The organism is Candidatus Nanopelagicus abundans, assembly GCF_002288305.1.
Taxonomy (GTDB): Bacteria; Actinomycetota; Actinomycetes; order Nanopelagicales; family Nanopelagicaceae; genus Nanopelagicus; species Nanopelagicus abundans.
The window spans coordinates 1-15659 of record NZ_CP016779.1 but is presented as its reverse complement, the minus strand read 5'-3'; the positions used below and the strand labels follow the sequence as shown (position 1 = coordinate 15659).

The 15659-nt window shown below is 39.8% G+C and carries 14 protein-coding genes and 2 tRNA genes; 1 reads left to right on the top strand and 15 read right to left on the bottom strand.

What is annotated here, in order from left to right; translation table 11 throughout:
* Window positions 1-134 precede the first annotated feature (134 nt).
* A complete protein-coding gene (locus tag B1sIIB91_RS00080; protein WP_095688660.1) occupies window positions 135-767 on the top strand; it encodes a DedA family protein in 633 nt (210 codons plus the stop codon).
* Here the strand turns inward: B1sIIB91_RS00080 and pyrE are convergent.
* The 15 genes from pyrE to dnaA all read right to left on the bottom strand — a co-directional run bounded on the left by pyrE (window position 762) and on the right by dnaA (window position 15547).
* Window positions 762-1295, bottom strand: coding sequence for an orotate phosphoribosyltransferase (pyrE, locus tag B1sIIB91_RS00075; protein WP_095687634.1), 534 nt, complete (start codon window positions 1293-1295; stop codon window positions 762-764). The genes B1sIIB91_RS00080 and pyrE overlap by 6 nt on opposite strands.
* Window positions 1296-1320: 25 nt before the next feature.
* Window positions 1321-1698, bottom strand: a complete 378-nt coding sequence (locus B1sIIB91_RS00070) for a heat shock protein transcriptional repressor HspR (RefSeq protein WP_095687633.1) — start codon at window positions 1696-1698, stop codon at window positions 1321-1323.
* The gene (locus B1sIIB91_RS00065; protein ID WP_095687632.1) at window positions 1695-2609 is read right to left on the bottom strand and encodes a DnaJ C-terminal domain-containing protein; all 915 of its coding nucleotides are present in this window, start codon (window positions 2607-2609) and stop codon (window positions 1695-1697) included. The genes B1sIIB91_RS00070 and B1sIIB91_RS00065 overlap by 4 nt, the downstream gene beginning before the upstream one ends.
* Window positions 2610-2623: 14 nt before the next feature.
* Window positions 2624-3127, bottom strand: coding sequence for a nucleotide exchange factor GrpE (gene grpE / locus B1sIIB91_RS00060; RefSeq protein ID WP_095687631.1), 504 nt, complete (start codon window positions 3125-3127; stop codon window positions 2624-2626).
* Window positions 3127-4956, bottom strand: a complete 1830-nt coding sequence (dnaK, locus tag B1sIIB91_RS00055) for a molecular chaperone DnaK (protein WP_095687630.1) — start codon at window positions 4954-4956, stop codon at window positions 3127-3129. The genes grpE and dnaK overlap by 1 nt, the downstream gene beginning before the upstream one ends.
* A gap of 149 nt (window positions 4957-5105) precedes the next feature.
* Entirely contained in the window at window positions 5106-5642 is a 537-nt protein-coding gene (locus B1sIIB91_RS00050; protein ID WP_095687629.1) for a rhomboid family intramembrane serine protease, read from the bottom strand.
* A 4-nt stretch (window positions 5643-5646) separates the two neighbouring features.
* Complete coding sequence (locus B1sIIB91_RS00045) at window positions 5647-6156, bottom strand: peptidylprolyl isomerase (RefSeq protein WP_095687628.1); 510 nt, start codon at window positions 6154-6156, stop codon at window positions 5647-5649.
* A 72-nt stretch (window positions 6157-6228) separates the two neighbouring features.
* Window positions 6229-6301: transfer RNA gene (locus tag B1sIIB91_RS00040), tRNA-Ala, on the bottom strand.
* A gap of 15 nt (window positions 6302-6316) precedes the next feature.
* Window positions 6317-6391: transfer RNA gene (locus B1sIIB91_RS00035), tRNA-Ile, on the bottom strand.
* 84 nt (window positions 6392-6475) lie between these two features.
* Window positions 6476-8959 (bottom strand): DNA gyrase subunit A, encoded by a 2484-nt coding sequence (gene gyrA / locus B1sIIB91_RS00030; protein ID WP_095687627.1) that lies wholly within the window; start codon window positions 8957-8959, stop codon window positions 6476-6478.
* Between the two features lie 11 nt (window positions 8960-8970).
* Window positions 8971-10965, bottom strand: coding sequence for a DNA topoisomerase (ATP-hydrolyzing) subunit B (gene gyrB / locus B1sIIB91_RS00025; RefSeq protein ID WP_095687626.1), 1995 nt, complete (start codon window positions 10963-10965; stop codon window positions 8971-8973).
* Between the two features lie 150 nt (window positions 10966-11115).
* Window positions 11116-11568, bottom strand: coding sequence for a DciA family protein (locus B1sIIB91_RS00020; RefSeq protein WP_095687625.1), 453 nt, complete (start codon window positions 11566-11568; stop codon window positions 11116-11118).
* Window positions 11565-12653, bottom strand: a complete 1089-nt coding sequence (gene recF, locus B1sIIB91_RS00015) for a DNA replication/repair protein RecF (RefSeq protein WP_095687624.1) — start codon at window positions 12651-12653, stop codon at window positions 11565-11567. Before recF ends, B1sIIB91_RS00020 begins: the two co-directional genes overlap by 4 nt.
* A gap of 18 nt (window positions 12654-12671) precedes the next feature.
* A complete protein-coding gene (gene dnaN, locus B1sIIB91_RS00010) occupies window positions 12672-13799 on the bottom strand; it encodes a DNA polymerase III subunit beta (RefSeq protein ID WP_095687623.1) in 1128 nt (375 codons plus the stop codon).
* Window positions 13800-14125: 326 nt separating this feature from the next.
* The gene (gene dnaA / locus B1sIIB91_RS00005; protein WP_095687622.1) at window positions 14126-15547 is read right to left on the bottom strand and encodes a chromosomal replication initiator protein DnaA; all 1422 of its coding nucleotides are present in this window, start codon (window positions 15545-15547) and stop codon (window positions 14126-14128) included.
* Window positions 15548-15659: the final 112 nt, after the last annotated feature.

The window sequence follows — 15659 nt, the reverse complement described above, 5'->3', positions numbered from 1 at the left end:
GGCTCAACTGTGAGCGCATAACTAATGTCGGGTGAGTTTACGCATATACCTATACTTTTTTACAAATAAAGAGGTATGCCGTGGATAAATCACGCTTAATTTACCCATCTAAGACAGATACCCTGACCCCCAAGATGAATCTCTTTGACGCGAACTCAATAGTCACCGACCTTGGCCTAATTGGAATTTTGGCAATTTTATTTGCAGAAACCGGATTATTAGTTGGCTTGGCATTTCCTGGAGATTCACTTTTGTTTATTGCAGGTATTGCATCATCGGCAACTGGGGCAGCTCTACTAAATGGAAATCAACTGCCAACCATTACGCTTTTTATTTGCGCACCAATCGCTGCTATCGCTGGTTCATTTGTTGGTCGTTGGTTTGGAATTAAATATGGTCGTAAATTATTTGACCGCCCAGATGGTAGATTTTTTACACAAGCTAGAGTTATTCAAACAGAGAAATGGTTGGAAAAATACGGAATTGGTAAAGCTTTAGTACTTGCAAGATTTATACCTTTTGTTAGAACACTAATAAATCCAATGATTGGAATTATTAATGTACCTCTAAAAACATTTATGTTTTGGAATGTCATTGGGGCAATAATTTGGACAGATGGGATTTTACTTCTTGGCTATATTTTAGGAGAAAAGATTGAGGGTTCGATAGATAAGTATCTACTACCAATCATTGGTTTAATTATTTTATTAAGTTTACTGCCAATATTCTTAGAAATTTTACGAGAGCGAAAAAGAAAAAAGTTATAAACCTAACTCACTTAATTGATAAGCAGCGCGGTATTCAAATCCTGCCTCTAAAACCTTTGGCGCAGCCCCTCTTTCAACAATTACTGCAACACCTACAACTATGGCGCCAGCCTCCTTTAACGCTTCAACTGCAGTTAATACTGAACCACCTGTTGTAGAGGTGTCTTCAACTGCTAAAACTTTTCGTCCCTTAACATCTGGTCCTTCAATTCTTCTTTGTAGTCCGTGAGCTTTTTCTGCTTTGCGAACAACAAATGAATCTAGTTTTCGCCCATCTCTTGCTGCCACATGCATCATTGCAGTTGCAACTGGATCAGCGCCAAGTGTTAACCCGCCAACAGCTTCATAATCAAGATCTTTAGTTAATTCAAGCATTACTTGCCCGACTAGTGGCGCAGCTATTGCATCTAATGTAACTCTGCGTAAATCAACATAATAATCAGCTTCTTTGCCAGAGGATAAAATAACTTTGCCGTGCACAACAGCCTTACTTAATATTTCACTCTTTAGTTGATCTTTTGCAGACATATCGTGAGCCTATCCTTACTTGTAATTAATTCTTGGGATAAACAACAACGGTTTGTTCACTACGTCTTACCAGTGCTTTAGGTGGATTTGCTTCAATCAGTGCATCTACCTCAGTTCTAAGTTTTGCAACCTCAAGTGCCATATTGGCAACCGCTTCCTCTAATTGCATGATTCTGGCAATACCTGCTAGGTTAATTCCTTCACCAACTAATCGCTGCACATTACGTAACTTCACAATATCTAATAGTGAATACCTGCGATTTTTACCAATAGTTCTATTTGGTGAAACTAAACCTAATCTGTCGTACTGCCGCAGAGTTTGTGGATGAAGACCAGATAATTGGGATGCAACAGATATTACATAAACCGCTTCATCCTCTGGGATTTGATTTGTCTCACTCATAATTTTGCCTTATCAAATAACTCAGCTCTTGGATTAAAATCTTTTGTAGCTTTAGCAAACTCTTCAATTGCTCGCTTAGCTTCACCGTCTACTCGCTGCGGAATTCTTACATCTAAAATAATCATTAAATCACCTGTAGTAGAACCTTTTTTAACACCACGTCCTTTAACTCTAAGTGTTCGCCCACTTGGTGTACCGGGTGCTATACGTACTGTTACTTCATCGCCATCTAGTGTTGGAACAGAAATATCAGCACCTAGTGTTGCTTCAGCAAATGTAATTGGAAGAGTTAAATGAATATTTTCATCTTTGCGAGAAAATATTGGATGAGGTGTTACATGCACTAATACATATAAATCACCAGGACCAGCAGCTCCTGGCGCACCACGTCCTTTAATTTTTATCTTTGCGCCATCTTTAATTCCAGCTGGCACTCTAGTTGTGATACTTGTTGGCGCAGATCCAGTAGGTGATAAACGTAGGTTTAATTCAGTTCCATATATTGAATCTTTAAATGAAATTGATGCTTCAGTTTGTAGATCAGCGCCATGTCTTTGTCTGGCGCCACCAAATAATGTTGAAAAGATATCTCCACTTGGCCCAAATAAATCACTGAAATCCCCACCATTAAAACCTTGACTGCCGCCATTAAATCCTGGTGGAACTCTGCCTGACTTAAACGCTTGCCGCGCATCGTCATACTCGCGACGCTTTTTGCTATCACTTAAAATGTCGTAAGCCTCAGAGACAGCTTTAAATCTATCTTCAAGTTTTTTATCACCCTTAGTTTTATCAGGGTGTAACTCTCTAGCTAGTTTTCGATACTGTTTTTTTATTGCAGCAGAGTCAGCGTTACCTGCAACACCAAGAATTTGATAATAATCCTTCTCATATAAATCCTTAGCCGCCATAGTAATTACCGCCCTTAAGCAGTTGCTTCTGGGTCGGTTACTACTACCCGAGCTGGCCTGATTACCCGCTCTTTAAATTTATATCCGGGTTGTAATATTTTTGATGCAGTTGGCTCACTTACATCCGTTGAGGTCTCATGCATAAGTGCTTCATGAATCTCTGGATTAAAAGCGACTGGTGCATCTGCAAACTTAGTTAGCCCAAGTTTTTCAACAGTTGTATTTATGCGATCAGCGACCGCTTTAAAACCACCAGTTAATTCACCATGTTCGCCAGCTCTATCTAAATCATCTAATACTGGCAGTAACTCAATTAATACAGAAGCAAAAGCAAATTCAGTAGTAGATGCACGATCGCGATCTACTCGCTTTCGATAATTTGCATACTCGGCCTGCACTCGTTGCAGGTCCGCAGTAAGTGTTGTTACCTCATCAACTTCAACAGTTGCTTCACTTAATGCTTCATTAACTGCATCAGATAACTCCTTATCTGATGCAGCAATGTTTTCATCACTCATTATTTTTGCTCATCTACAACTTCAGCATCCTGCACAGCGTCATCTACTGGTGTGTCTCCTGCTGGAGCCTGCGCAGCATTTGCAGCGTATAGCGCAGCACCTAATTGCTGACTGATTTCAGAAACTTTTTCAGTAGCGCTCTTAATTGCTGAGATATCACTACCTTCGAGAGTTTTCTTAAGCTCTGTGATTGCAGTATCTAGTTCACTCTTTTTAGTAGCATTATCACCTTCATTGAATTTATCGGCGTTATCTTTTAAGAACTTCTCTGTTTGATAAACAAGTGAGTCACCAGAGTTTCTGACATCTGCTTCCTCACGGCGCTGCTTATCTTCATCAGCGTGTGATTCTGCATCCTTCATCATTCGCTCGATATCATCTTTAGATAATGCAGAGCCACCGGTAATAGTCATCTTTTGTTCTTTGCCAGTTCCTAGATCTTTTGCTGACACATGAACAATTCCATTTGCATCAATATCAAATGTAACTTCGATTTGAGGAATACCTCTTGGTGCTGGTGGTAATCCAGTTAATTCAAACATGCCAAGTTTTTTGTTGTAAGCAGCCATCTCGCGCTCACCTTGGAATACTTGAATTTGCACCGCAGGTTGATTGTCATCAGCTGTTGAGAAGATCTCACTGCGCTTAGTTGGGATAGTGGTATTTCGCTCTATTAGCTTGGTAAATACACCACCTTTGGTTTCAATACCAAGTGATAGCGGTGTTACATCAAGTAATAACACGTCTTTTACTTCACCTTTAAGCACACCAGCTTGTAGAGCTGCGCCAACTGCCACAACCTCATCTGGGTTAACACCCTTGTTTGGCTCTTGTCCACCGGTTAATGATTTAACTAAATCAACAACTGCTGGCATACGAGTTGATCCACCAACTAGAACCACATGGTCAATATCAGCGATTGGAATACCCGCATCTTTTAATACTGACTGAAATGGCTTCTTGCATCGCTCTAATAGATCTGCAGTTAATCCTTGAAATTGAGCGCGAGTAACAGTCTCATCTAAGAAAAGAGGATTCTTTTCAGTATCAACTGTTATGTATGGCAAGTTAACAGAAGTTTGAGCAGAGGATGAAAGTTCAATCTTTGCTTTCTCTGCAGCTTCGCGAACTCTTTGCATTGCCATTTTATCTTTTGTTAAATCGATACCATTTTTAGCAGCAAAAGTTTTAACTAGGTGATCAACTAGTGCTTGATCCCAATCATCGCCACCGAGATTGTTATCTCCATTAGTTGCTTTAACCTCTACTACGCCCTCACCAATTTCTAGTAAAGAAACGTCAAAGGTTCCACCACCTAAGTCGAAAACTAATATGGTTTGTTCTTTATCACCTTTATCTAAACCATAGGCGAGCGCAGCAGCTGTTGGCTCGTTAACAATTCGAAGCACATTAAGCCCGGCAATCTCACCAGCTTCTTTAGTTGCTTGTCTTTGTGCATCATTAAAGTATGCCGGCACAGTAATTACAGCATCTGATACAGCCTCACCTAAATAACTTTCAGCATCGCGCTTTAATTTCATTAAAATACGTGCGCTAATTTCTTGTGGTGTGTACTTCTTGCCATCAACATCTTGAGTCCAGTTAGTACCCATGTGTCTTTTAACGGAGCGAATTGTTCGCTCAACGTTTGTGACAGATTGTCTCTTAGCTACTTCACCAACTAATACCTCACCATTTTTTGCAAAGGCAACTATTGATGGTGTTGTTCTAGCGCCCTCTGCGTTTGCAATAACAGTTGGCTCACCAGCCTCTAATACTGATACGCAACTATTAGTTGTTCCTAAATCAATTCCTACTGCTCTGGCCATCTAACTTTCCTCCTGTGTTGGGGTTTGCTCTTAAAGAGGTGTGCCACCGCTTTATGAGCCTATTCTCAACCTTGAGTGCCCTTTTGGTCAAAAGGTTGAGCCGATCAGGCTCAAGGTTGCTATCTACAGGAACTAATTAAGCGTAGTTTTTATTCCCAGGCTGATTTTTTAGGCTTAATTAATAGCGCCGCCAGAGATCCACCAACTAGCCCACCTAGGTGGGCTTTCCAGTCAATACCTGGAATAAGAAAAGGAATAGCAAGATTTATCGCAATTAGTGTGGCTGCTTCTTTAAAGTTTGCACCCATTCGCTTGCCTGTAATCGCAAGAGCTCCAAATAGCCCAAAGATCATGCCAGATGCGCCAACTGCGAATGTTTGTGGTGGGTTAAATAAATATGAGGCTAGTGAGCCGGCAATAAGGGAAGAGAGCAGAATAAAAATATATTTATTTCGCCCATAGAAGTTTTCTATTGGTGTGCCAATTGAAAATAGCGCCAACATATTACAAATTAAATGCACCCAGCCGCCATGAACGAGGGCAACTGTTAAAAGCCGCCAGTACTGACCGCTATCAACTGCTGCTCCATATAGAGCTAAATCAAATTCAAGGCTAGGTTGAAATAGGGTGAGCAGAAAGCAACCAGAAATAAAAAATACTAAGCTTCTAGTAAGGCTTTGCTGCATTAATTTACTTAAATGAGACTGAGTTAATCTTTACTGCTTGTACTGGTTTATCATTCGCGCCAGTTTTAACAGCTGCAATCGCATCTACTACTTTCTGGCTAGCAGCGTCCTTTACCTCACCAAAAATAGAGTGTTTACGGTTTAGCCAAGCGGTCGCTGCTACTGTGATAAAAAACTGTGATCCATTGGTGTTTGGACCAGCATTTGCCATTGCAAGTAGGTATGGCTTATCAAAATTTAACTCACCGTGAAACTCATCAGCAAAGTTATAACCAGGTCCACCCATTCCACTTCCTAGTGGGTCACCACCTTGAATCATAAAACCTGGAATGACTCTGTGAAAAATAGTTCCGTCATAAAGATTTGTTTTAACTTTTTCACTAATATTTGGATCAACCCACTCTTTAGCACCCGTTGCTAGCTCAACAAAGTTTGCAACTGTTTTAGGTGCATGGTTTGGAAATAACTCAATAACGATATCGCCCATGCTGGTATTTAAAGTGGCCTGATTCATTTATTTTCTCTTCTCTCGTTTATTAAATTACCAAAATTAATTTATATTTAAACTTCTAAATATAAATAATTGTGGAGACCAGGGGAATCGAACCCCTAACCCCCGCCTTGCAAAGGCGGTGCTCTACCAATTGAGCTAGGTCCCCGCGTTGTGTGCAGGGTGGGCCTATGTGGACTTGAACCACAGACCTCTTCCTTATCAGGGAAGCGCTCTAACCAGGCTGAGCTATAGGCCCATATTGCTGGTGAAGGCTACCTGAGGAAGTACTGCGCAACCAAAAGCGGTTCTTTATTACCTCTTCAATCTTCTGTTTATACGCCTAATCAAGATCATCAACTAAGCGAGTAACAGATACTACTGAAATTCCTGCATCAAGGTTAACCAGCCTTACGCCCAAGGTGTCTCGGCCAGTCTCTCTTATTTGTTTTAGTGGAGTTCGCATAACAGTGCCAACTGATGAGATCGCAAGGATTTCATCACTTTCTTGCACGATCATCGCGCCAACTAATACACCTCTGGAATCCTCGTCAATTTTTGCAGCTTTAACACCAATGCCGCCCCTGCCCTGAGTTCGATACTCCTCAAGTTTTGTTCGCTTCGCATAACCACCATCAGTAGCGGTGAATACATAATTTTTATTATCACTACTAATCGCTGCCATTGCTAATAAATTATCGCCTTTCCTAAACTTCATACCGATAACACCGGTTGCTCCTCTCCCCATTGGCCGCAAGCTTTCATCATTAGCTGAAAATCTAAGTGACATTCCCATTTTTGAAACAAGAAGTAACTCTTCTTTCTCACTTACTAATGTTGCAGATACAACTTCATCATTTGCTTTAAGTGAGACAGCAATTAAGCCACCACTTCTTGGTGAGTCATATTCAACTAGTGGCGTCTTCTTAACGATTCCAGCCTTAGTTGCAATTACTAAATATGGTTGTGTTTGATAATCTGTAATTGCAATTACTTGAGCAATACTTTCATCCGGTTTAAATGCAAGTAGGTTTGCAACATGTTGTCCTCTAGCATCTCGGCCTGCATCAGGTAGTTCGTGAACTTTTGCGCGGTATATCCGCCCTTTATTTGTAAAGAAAAGTAACCAGTTATGAGTGCTAGCGGTAAAGAAATGTTCAACTACATCATCGGTTTTAAGAGCTGCTCCCTTTACTCCTTTGCCACCACGTTTTTGAGCCCGATACGCCTCTGCTTTAGTGCGTTTTGAATAACCACCCTTAGTAATTGTTACAACTACATCTTGATCTGGAATTAAATCTTCAACAGATAAATCAGTGTCGCCAGCAACAATTTGTGTGCGTCTTTCATTGCCATATTTACTACCAACCTCAGTTAACTCTTCTTTAATTATCAATCGCTGTTTTTCTGGGCTAGCTAAAATGATGTTTAACTCTTTGATATCAGCCATTAATTCATCATGCTCGTCGATAATCTTTTGTCGCTCAAGGGCTGCAATTCTTCGAAGTTGCATATCTAAAATGGCATTTGCTTGTAATTCATCAACTTCAAGTAATTTCATTAAACCAGTACGCGCTTCTTCCGGTGTTTTACTTGCTCTAATTAAAGCAATAACAGCATCTAGTGCGTCTAATGCTTTTAAATATCCTTTTAATATATGGGCTCGTCGCTCACGCTCTAATAATCTGTATTTACTTCTTCTAACAATTACTTCAACTTGGTGGGTGATGTAGTAACGAATGAACTCATCTAGGCGAAGAGTTCTAGGAACACCATCAACTAATGCCAACATGTTGGCACCAAATGAATCTTGTAATTGTGTGTGCTTATAAAGATTATTTAATACAACTTTTGCTACCGCATCATTTCTTAAAACAATTACTAAACGTTGACCAAGGCGTTCATTTCCTTCATCCCTTACATCTGAAATACCTTTTATTCGCCCGTCTTTAACAAGTTCAGCAATCTTTAAAGCAAGATTATCTGGGTTTACTTGGTAAGGAAGTTCAGTAACTACTAGACATGTACGCTTGTTAATCTCTTCAACCTCAACAACTGCTCTCATAATTACTGATCCGCGGCCAGTTTTATAAGCGTCTTCAATTCCGCCTCTGCCAACAATTAATGCTTTTGTTGGAAAATCTGGACCTTTAACAAATGCCATTAACTTAGGTAGTAGTTCCTCAGATTTCATATCTGGATTTTCTAATGCATAACAGGTTGCATCTATTACTTCATTTAAATTATGAGGTGGAATATTTGTTGCCATTCCAACTGCAATTCCAGCAGAGCCGTTTACTAATAAGTTTGGAAATCTTGATGGTAGAACTGTTGGCTCTTGTGAGCGGCCGTCATAGTTTGAAATAAAATCAACAGTTTCTTCATCGATATCTCGCATCATCTCCATAGCAAGAGGTGCAAGACGTGCTTCGGTATAACGCATTGCAGCAGCTGGATCATTTCCAGGTGAGCCAAAGTTTCCGTTTCCATCTATTAATGGGTAGCGAAGTGACCAAAACTGAGCAAGACGTACTACCGCATCATAAATAGCAGTATCACCGTGTGGATGGTAATTACCCATTACATCTCCAACAATTCGAGATGATTTGTAATAACCCTTATCTGGTCTATAACCAGCGTCATACATTGCATATAAAACTCTGCGGTGTACTGGTTTTAAACCATCTCTAATATCAGGAAGGGCTCGTCCAACAATTACGCTCATTGCATAATCTAAATAAGACCTAGCCATTTCAACTTGTAGGTCAACAGATTCTTGTCGATCACGCCCATGTTCACTCTGATTATCGGTAAATGTTTTATCCATAATTAATCTCTTTAGATATCCAAGAATCTAACATCTTTAGCATTGCGTTGAATAAATGATCTACGAAGCTCAACATCTTCACCCATTAGCACTGAAAATAAATCATCAGCAGTTGCTGCATCCTCTAGGGTTACTTTAATTAAAACTCTTGTTGCAGGGTCCATAGTTGTATCCCATAATTCTTTCGCTGGCATTTCACCTAATCCTTTAAATCGTTGGATACCATCTTCTTTTGGTAACCGTTTACCGTTATCAACTCCCATTTTAATAAAACCATCGCGTTCTTTATCACTAAATGCATATTGAACCGGTTCTTTCCCACCCCACTTTAATTTATATAGCGGTGGTTGAGCTAAATAAACAAAACCGTTTTCGATTAATGGTTTCATAAATCTAAATAATAAAGTTAGTAGCAGGGTTCTAATGTGTTGCCCGTCAACATCAGCATCGGCCATTAAAATAATTTTATGATACCTAAGTTTTGCTACGTCAAAATCATCATGAATGCCAGTACCGAGTGCGGTAATTAGCGCTTGCACTTCATTATTTTGTAATACTCGGTCGATTCTTGCTTTTTCAACATTTAAAATCTTGCCACGAATTGGTAGTACTGCTTGATAACGTGAATCACGGCCACCTTTAGTTGAGCCGCCCGCAGAATCTCCCTCAACAATATATAACTCGCACTTTTCTGGTTCAGTCCATTGGCAATCTGCCAACTTTCCTGGCATGCCTCGTCCTTCCAGTAATCCTTTTCGGTTTCTTGATAAATCACGTGCTTTTCTAGCTGCAACTCGAGCTGCTGCTGCATCAATTGATTTTCTAACAATGTCTTTTCCTTCACTTGGATTTTTTTCAAACCATGAGGTTAAGTGGTCATTCATTGCTTTTTGAGTAAAGGATTTGGCTTCAGTATTTCCTAATTTTGTTTTGGTTTGTCCTTCAAATTGTGGCTCGCCGATTTTGATGGAAACAATTGCGGTTAATCCTTCTCTAACATCATCTCCAGTTAGTCGATCTTCTTTCTTTCTAATATATCCCCACTCTTCACCAAACTTATTAACTATTGATGTGAGAGCTGTTCTAAAACCTTCTTCGTGTGTACCACCTTCTTGGGTGTTAATTGTGTTTGCAAATGTGTAAACGGATTCTGAAAAACCATTATTCCACTGCATTGCAACCTCTAGTGACATCTTGCTTTTATTATCTTCTCCTGTAAATGAAATAATTGATTTGTGGGTTTCACCTTTTGATAAATTTAAGTGTTTAACAAAATCAATAATTCCGCCGGCATATTCATAACGCGACTGTAATTGATTTCCTTTATCGTCAACGTGGCCAGCTCGATCATCGGTAAGAGTTAAAATTAAACCTTTATTTAAAAATGCCATTTCTCGGAATCTGGCAGATAATGTTTCATATGAAAAATCTGTGGTTTCAAAAATTTCTTTTGATGGCCAAAAAATAACAGTAGTGCCAGATTCCTCCGTCGCGCTACCTTTTTTAACTGGCGCAGTTGGCACACCTAATTTATAGCTTTGGTTCCAATTAAATCCATCGCGTTTAACCTCAACAGTTAGATCAGTACTTAATGCATTAACAACTGAAATACCAACGCCGTGTAGGCCGCCAGAGACTGAGTAGCCGCCGTCACCAAATTTTCCACCAGCATGTAAAACTGTTAATACAACTTCAAGTGCTGGTTTCTTTTCAACTGGGTGAATGTCTACAGGAATACCACGTCCATTATCAATTACTTTTACTGATCCATCTTTTTGTAGAATTACATTTATCTCTGTGCAATATCCAGCTAGTGCTTCATCAACTGAGTTATCAACTACTTCATAAACTAAATGGTGTAGGCCTCGCTCACCAGTAGAACCGATATACATACCTGGGCGTTTTCTAACCGCATCTAATCCTTCAAGGACGGTGATATTTGATGCGTCATAACCTTTATGTTCTTTTTTTGACTTTATTGATTCTGCGCTACTTTTAGTCGCCACCGTCCACCTCCAAAATCTCTCATAAGTGATCCTGGCCGTTATTTAACCGGCGCACCCTCTTATCCTATCGGGTAATGAGTTTTAGAAATACTCAAAAAAGGCTTTTGTGGTGTAAATGGGGGGGTTTTAGACAACTTTCGTGGGTCAGTATTAACCGTAAGTATCTCTTGGGCCTCTAGCACCCTTTATTGACCGCAGCCCGCGCTTCCAACTTGGAGCATTTGGCCCAAGCACATTTAGTTCTTCAACTAGCGCACCTGGCGCCGAGTTAGAAATTGTTTTAAGTAAATCCTCTTGCATAAGTCGCATTTGTGTTGCCCAGGCCGTTGAAGAAGATTGGATTGTTAATTTTCCATCTACTAATGAAATTGGATTTGTGTGACTTGCTATCTCTTGTCCAACTATTTGTGACCAGGTACTAAATAAATTTCCTTCAGCTACTCCTTTGCCCCAATTTCTTCCAGCGATAACCTCTGATAAAACAGATTCTAATGTTGTCGGGTCGGTAATTTTTTCGCGCGCCTCTTCATCTTGCCCGCCTCTTAATTTTCTTGAACCAGAGCGATAAAACTTATAAATCTCTTTTGCTATATCGCGCTTCATATTTTGCTTACCATCGCTGATTTTACTAAGTATTTAGCTCCGGTTAAAGATTTTGGTAAATCATTTTCAACCGCCACAGTAATTATTGTTTGCTCAACACTCTGCGCTAGTTGGGCAAGTTTTTCGCGCCGCTCTTCATCCAACTCTGAAAACACATCATCTAGTATTAAAATTGGTGATAGGCCATCAGATTTTAATAGTTGATAGGTGGCTAGTTTTAAAGATAGCGCAATTGACCAGGATTCACCGTGGCTGGCATATCCTTTAACTAGGTGCTCACCTAACATTAAAGTTAAATCATCTCGGTGTGGCCCAGTTAAAGTTAACCCTCGCTCTAACTCTGCGCCTCGATTATTTAAAAGTTTTTCCATTATTTTGTCGGTATTTTCTTTGCTATTTAATGAAGGATTTTCAATACTTGATTTATATATTATCTGCGACGCTTTTGTGTTGGAAATATCTTTATAAACTTCATTAAATATAGGCGTTAGTTGGGCTAACACTTCCATGCGTTGGGCTATTAACTGTCCACCAAAATCTGCTACTTGTTTATCCCAGGGCGCTAGGCCGTCATTTGGTGCTCTAGTTTTAAGTAGTGAGTTTCTTTGTTTCACCGCTCTTTCATAATCACTAACAAGTGCTGCTATTCGTGGTGATCTAAGAGTTAATAACTGATCTATAAATCTGCGCCGTTCACTTGGATCTCCTCTTACGATATCTAGATCCTCCGGTGAGAAATAAATGCTTTGCACAATCCCAAATATCTCTTTTTGGCTTCGTACAGGATTTTGATTTATTTTTGCTCGGTTAGCTTTCTCTGCATTAATTTCTAACTCAACTAGTATCTCTCGTTCTGGATATTTAACCTTTGCCCGAATATATGCTGATTGATTACCAAGTTTTATAAGTGGGGTGTTACCACTAGCTCTATGAGAGTTTAAAAAGGTTAAATAAAGAATACTTTCTGCAATATTTGTTTTACCTTCACCGTTTTTGCCAATAAATATTGAAACTCCTTTAGATAACTCCAGATCTAAAGTTGAGTAAGAACGGTAGTTTGTTAAATTTAAATTGGTAATTAACACTAAATTAAAACTTAATAATTATGAGGAGTAACGCATTGGCATTAACAAGTATTTATAGTTTGTAATTGGGGCACTACCTGCCTCGGTTTGCCCAGTTAGTACCGCTGGTTTATTAGCACCAGTAAATGAAATGTGAACAAAAGCGGTATTAATTGCAGTTAGGCCGTCGGTTAAATAGGTTGGATTAAATGCAATATTAATATCCTCACCTTTGTAGTTAATATCAAGTTTTTCGCTAGCTTGGGCTTCATCCCCTGTGCCAGCCTCTAGTTGTAGTGTGTTATTTGAAAAATTAAGCCGTAGTGGCACTGTTTTATCTGTAACTAGCGCAACTCTTCTAACTGAATCAAGAAACGGTGCTACCTCAATAATTGCATCCGCCGTTGATTCATTTGGTAGTAAGTGCCTAAACGGGGGGAATGATCCATCTAAAACTCTAGAGGTCATTGTTTTACCATCTGATATAAAACCAACTAATTTTTCATTGGTTGTTGTAGGAGCGAGCGCGATTATTACTTGAGTTGAACCTATTAAAGATTTAGCAGCGTCCGCTAATGTGCGAGCGCGCAATAATGATGTTGTTTCGATGTTTGCATCCTGTGCACTCCAGGTTAACTCTCTAACCGCAAGCCGATATCTATCTGTTGCAGCCAGTGTTATTTGGTTTTTATTTATTTCAACAAAAACCCCAGTAAGAGTTGGCAAGGAATCATCTTTACCCGCGGCAATAGCTACTTGGTTAACCGCTGTTGCAAATAAATCTGAGTTTATGCTTCCTGATGCCGCTGGTAATTCTGGAAGTGTTGGGTACTCACTAAGCGGCAAGGTCGGTAGTGTAAATTTGGCACTACCGGCGCTAACTAAAACCCGGGTGCCTTCTAATACAAAACTAATTGGTTTAGCGGGTAGCGACCTTGAGATTTCTGCAAGTAATCTTCCTGGTACTAAAACTTTTCCTTTTTGGGAAACTTCAGCTTTAAATTTTGCTTTAGTTGATGTTTCAAGGTCAGAGCCGGATAAAGTTATTTCTTCACTAGCGTCGATAACAATTCCAAGGAGCGCGGTGGTGATTGGTCTGTTTGAGATCGACTTTGAAACCCAGTTAACGGCGTCAACTAAGGAATCTCTTTCAACTACAAACTTCATTTATCCACCTTTTCTTTTTAAATCATTTCTTAATCTGAAAATCTTAACTACTTAAGGTTTTATCCAACAGTTCACTATCCCAACCCTTTATCTCTTTATATAGTGGTTAGTAGTAACCAAAAGAGAAAATGTGGAAAGGGAGTTAAACCGCAGGTCACCCCGCATAAAACTACCCCCAGAAACTGTTATTAAGTTGTGGGTTACTTGTTTAAAACCACCCAAATAACCTTTATAAACAGCTTTATACACACTTATCCACACCTTATCCCCAGACTGGGGGTTGTTGGTTGGGGGTAACTTTTTCTATATTTAGTTGTTTAAAACAATTACTTCTTTGACTGTTGTTTAATCCGGTTGGTTAGCTCGGTTACCTGGTTATAGATCGAGCGCCTCTCAGCCATTAAATGGCGGATTTTTCTATCCGCATGCATAACCGTGGTGTGATCTCTTCCCCCAAAAGCCTGACCGATCTTAGGCAGAGATAATTCAGTCATCTCCCGGCACAAATACATAGCTATCTGGCGGGCGTTTACTAAAACCCTAGACCTTGATGTGCCACAAAGATCATCGACTGAGAGCGAAAAATAAGAGGCAGTTTGAGCCATGATGGTTGGCCCGGTTATTTCAGGTCCACCCTCCTCTGGGATTAAATCCTTAAGAACTATTTCAGCAAGTGATAAATCAACACCTTGTCTATTTAAAGATGCAAAAGCGGTAACACGAATTAACGCACCTTCTAGCTCACGAATATTTGTTGAAATTTTACTTGCAATATATTCAAGCACATCGTCCGGTGCGTTTAATTTATCTTGCGCAGCTTTCTTGCGCAGAATTGCAATTCTTGTTTCAAGCTCTGGTGGTTGAATATCAGTAATTAATCCCCACTCAAAACGGGAACGAAGGCGATCCTCCAGAGTTGTTAATTGTTTTGGCGCTCTATCACTTGAGATTACTATCTGTTTATTAGCGTTATATAAAGTGTTAAAAGTGTGGAAGAACTCTTCCTGAGTTCGCTCTTTATTTTCTAAAAACTGAATATCATCGATTAACAAAACATCTAGGTCACGGTAGCGCTTCTGGAAAACCGATGCTTTATCATCTCGAATAGAGTTAATAAAATCGTTAGTAAATTCCTCACTAGATACATACCTAACCCGGACTGAGCCATATAACTCTTTAGCGTATGAGCCAATCGCGTGCAATAAGTGGGTTTTTCCAAGCCCGGAATCACCATAGATAAACAGCGGGTTATAAGCCTTTGCTGGGGCCTCAGCCACTGCAACAGCTGCTGCGTGAGCAAATCTATTTGATGCTCCAATTACAAAAGTTTCAAAGATATACCTAGGGTTTAATTGCGCACTTTCATTATTAACTAACGAGGTTGAGTTCCTACCAGTACCACCTTTAACCTCATTTGAGCTTTCAATGAAATCTTCCTCCACCACAACAGAGGCCTCAGACTCGGAGGAAAACTTAGACTCACTAGTAACTGTCACAGCAATATTTATCTGCTCACCTAATTGATTACTTAGCTCTTCAGTTAAAATTCCACGAAGGCGAGTTTCTAAAACATCTTTTGTGAAAAGATCAGGAGCTGATAAAAGTAGGTTTGAACCCTCTTCACCTTCACCTGGTAGTAAGCCAAGTGGTTTAGTCCGGGTTAAAAATGCTGCGTACTGCGGGGTTGAAACAGCAGAGATGACCTGCTCCCACAATTTTTGTAAATCAACCTGCGCCAAAGTGGCCATTTACATCACCCTCATTCTGGTAAAAACCCTTAAAAAGTTACCCACAAAGTTATCCACAGGCTGTGGTCTAAACCTGTCCTTTAAACTTCAATTTCTAGCCATAGAGGGAAAA

Bases quoted from the DNA above. Each gene is read 5' to 3' on its own strand.
- B1sIIB91_RS00065 (WP_095687632.1), bottom strand. From the start codon at position 2,609: ATGGCGGCTAAGGATTTATATGAGAAGGATTATTATCAAATTCTTGGT.
- B1sIIB91_RS00070 (WP_095687633.1), bottom strand. From the start codon at position 1,698: ATGAGTGAGACAAATCAAATCCCAGAGGATGAAGCGGTTTATGTAATA.
- dnaK (WP_095687630.1), bottom strand. From the start codon at position 4,956: ATGGCCAGAGCAGTAGGAATTGATTTAGGAACAACTAATAGTTGCGTA.
- pyrE (WP_095687634.1), bottom strand. From the start codon at position 1,295: ATGTCTGCAAAAGATCAACTAAAGAGTGAAATATTAAGTAAGGCTGTT.
- dnaN (WP_095687623.1), bottom strand. From the start codon at position 13,799: ATGAAGTTTGTAGTTGAAAGAGATTCCTTAGTTGACGCCGTTAACTGG.
- B1sIIB91_RS00080 (WP_095688660.1), top strand. From the start codon at position 135: ATGAATCTCTTTGACGCGAACTCAATAGTCACCGACCTTGGCCTAATT.
- gyrA (WP_095687627.1), bottom strand. From the start codon at position 8,959: ATGGATAAAACATTTACCGATAATCAGAGTGAACATGGGCGTGATCGA.
- B1sIIB91_RS00050 (WP_095687629.1), bottom strand. From the start codon at position 5,642: ATGCAGCAAAGCCTTACTAGAAGCTTAGTATTTTTTATTTCTGGTTGC.
- grpE (WP_095687631.1), bottom strand. From the start codon at position 3,127: ATGAGTGATGAAAACATTGCTGCATCAGATAAGGAGTTATCTGATGCA.
- B1sIIB91_RS00045 (WP_095687628.1), bottom strand. From the start codon at position 6,156: ATGAATCAGGCCACTTTAAATACCAGCATGGGCGATATCGTTATTGAG.
- B1sIIB91_RS00020 (WP_095687625.1), bottom strand. From the start codon at position 11,568: ATGAAGCGCGATATAGCAAAAGAGATTTATAAGTTTTATCGCTCTGGT.
- dnaA (WP_095687622.1), bottom strand. From the start codon at position 15,547: ATGGCCACTTTGGCGCAGGTTGATTTACAAAAATTGTGGGAGCAGGTC.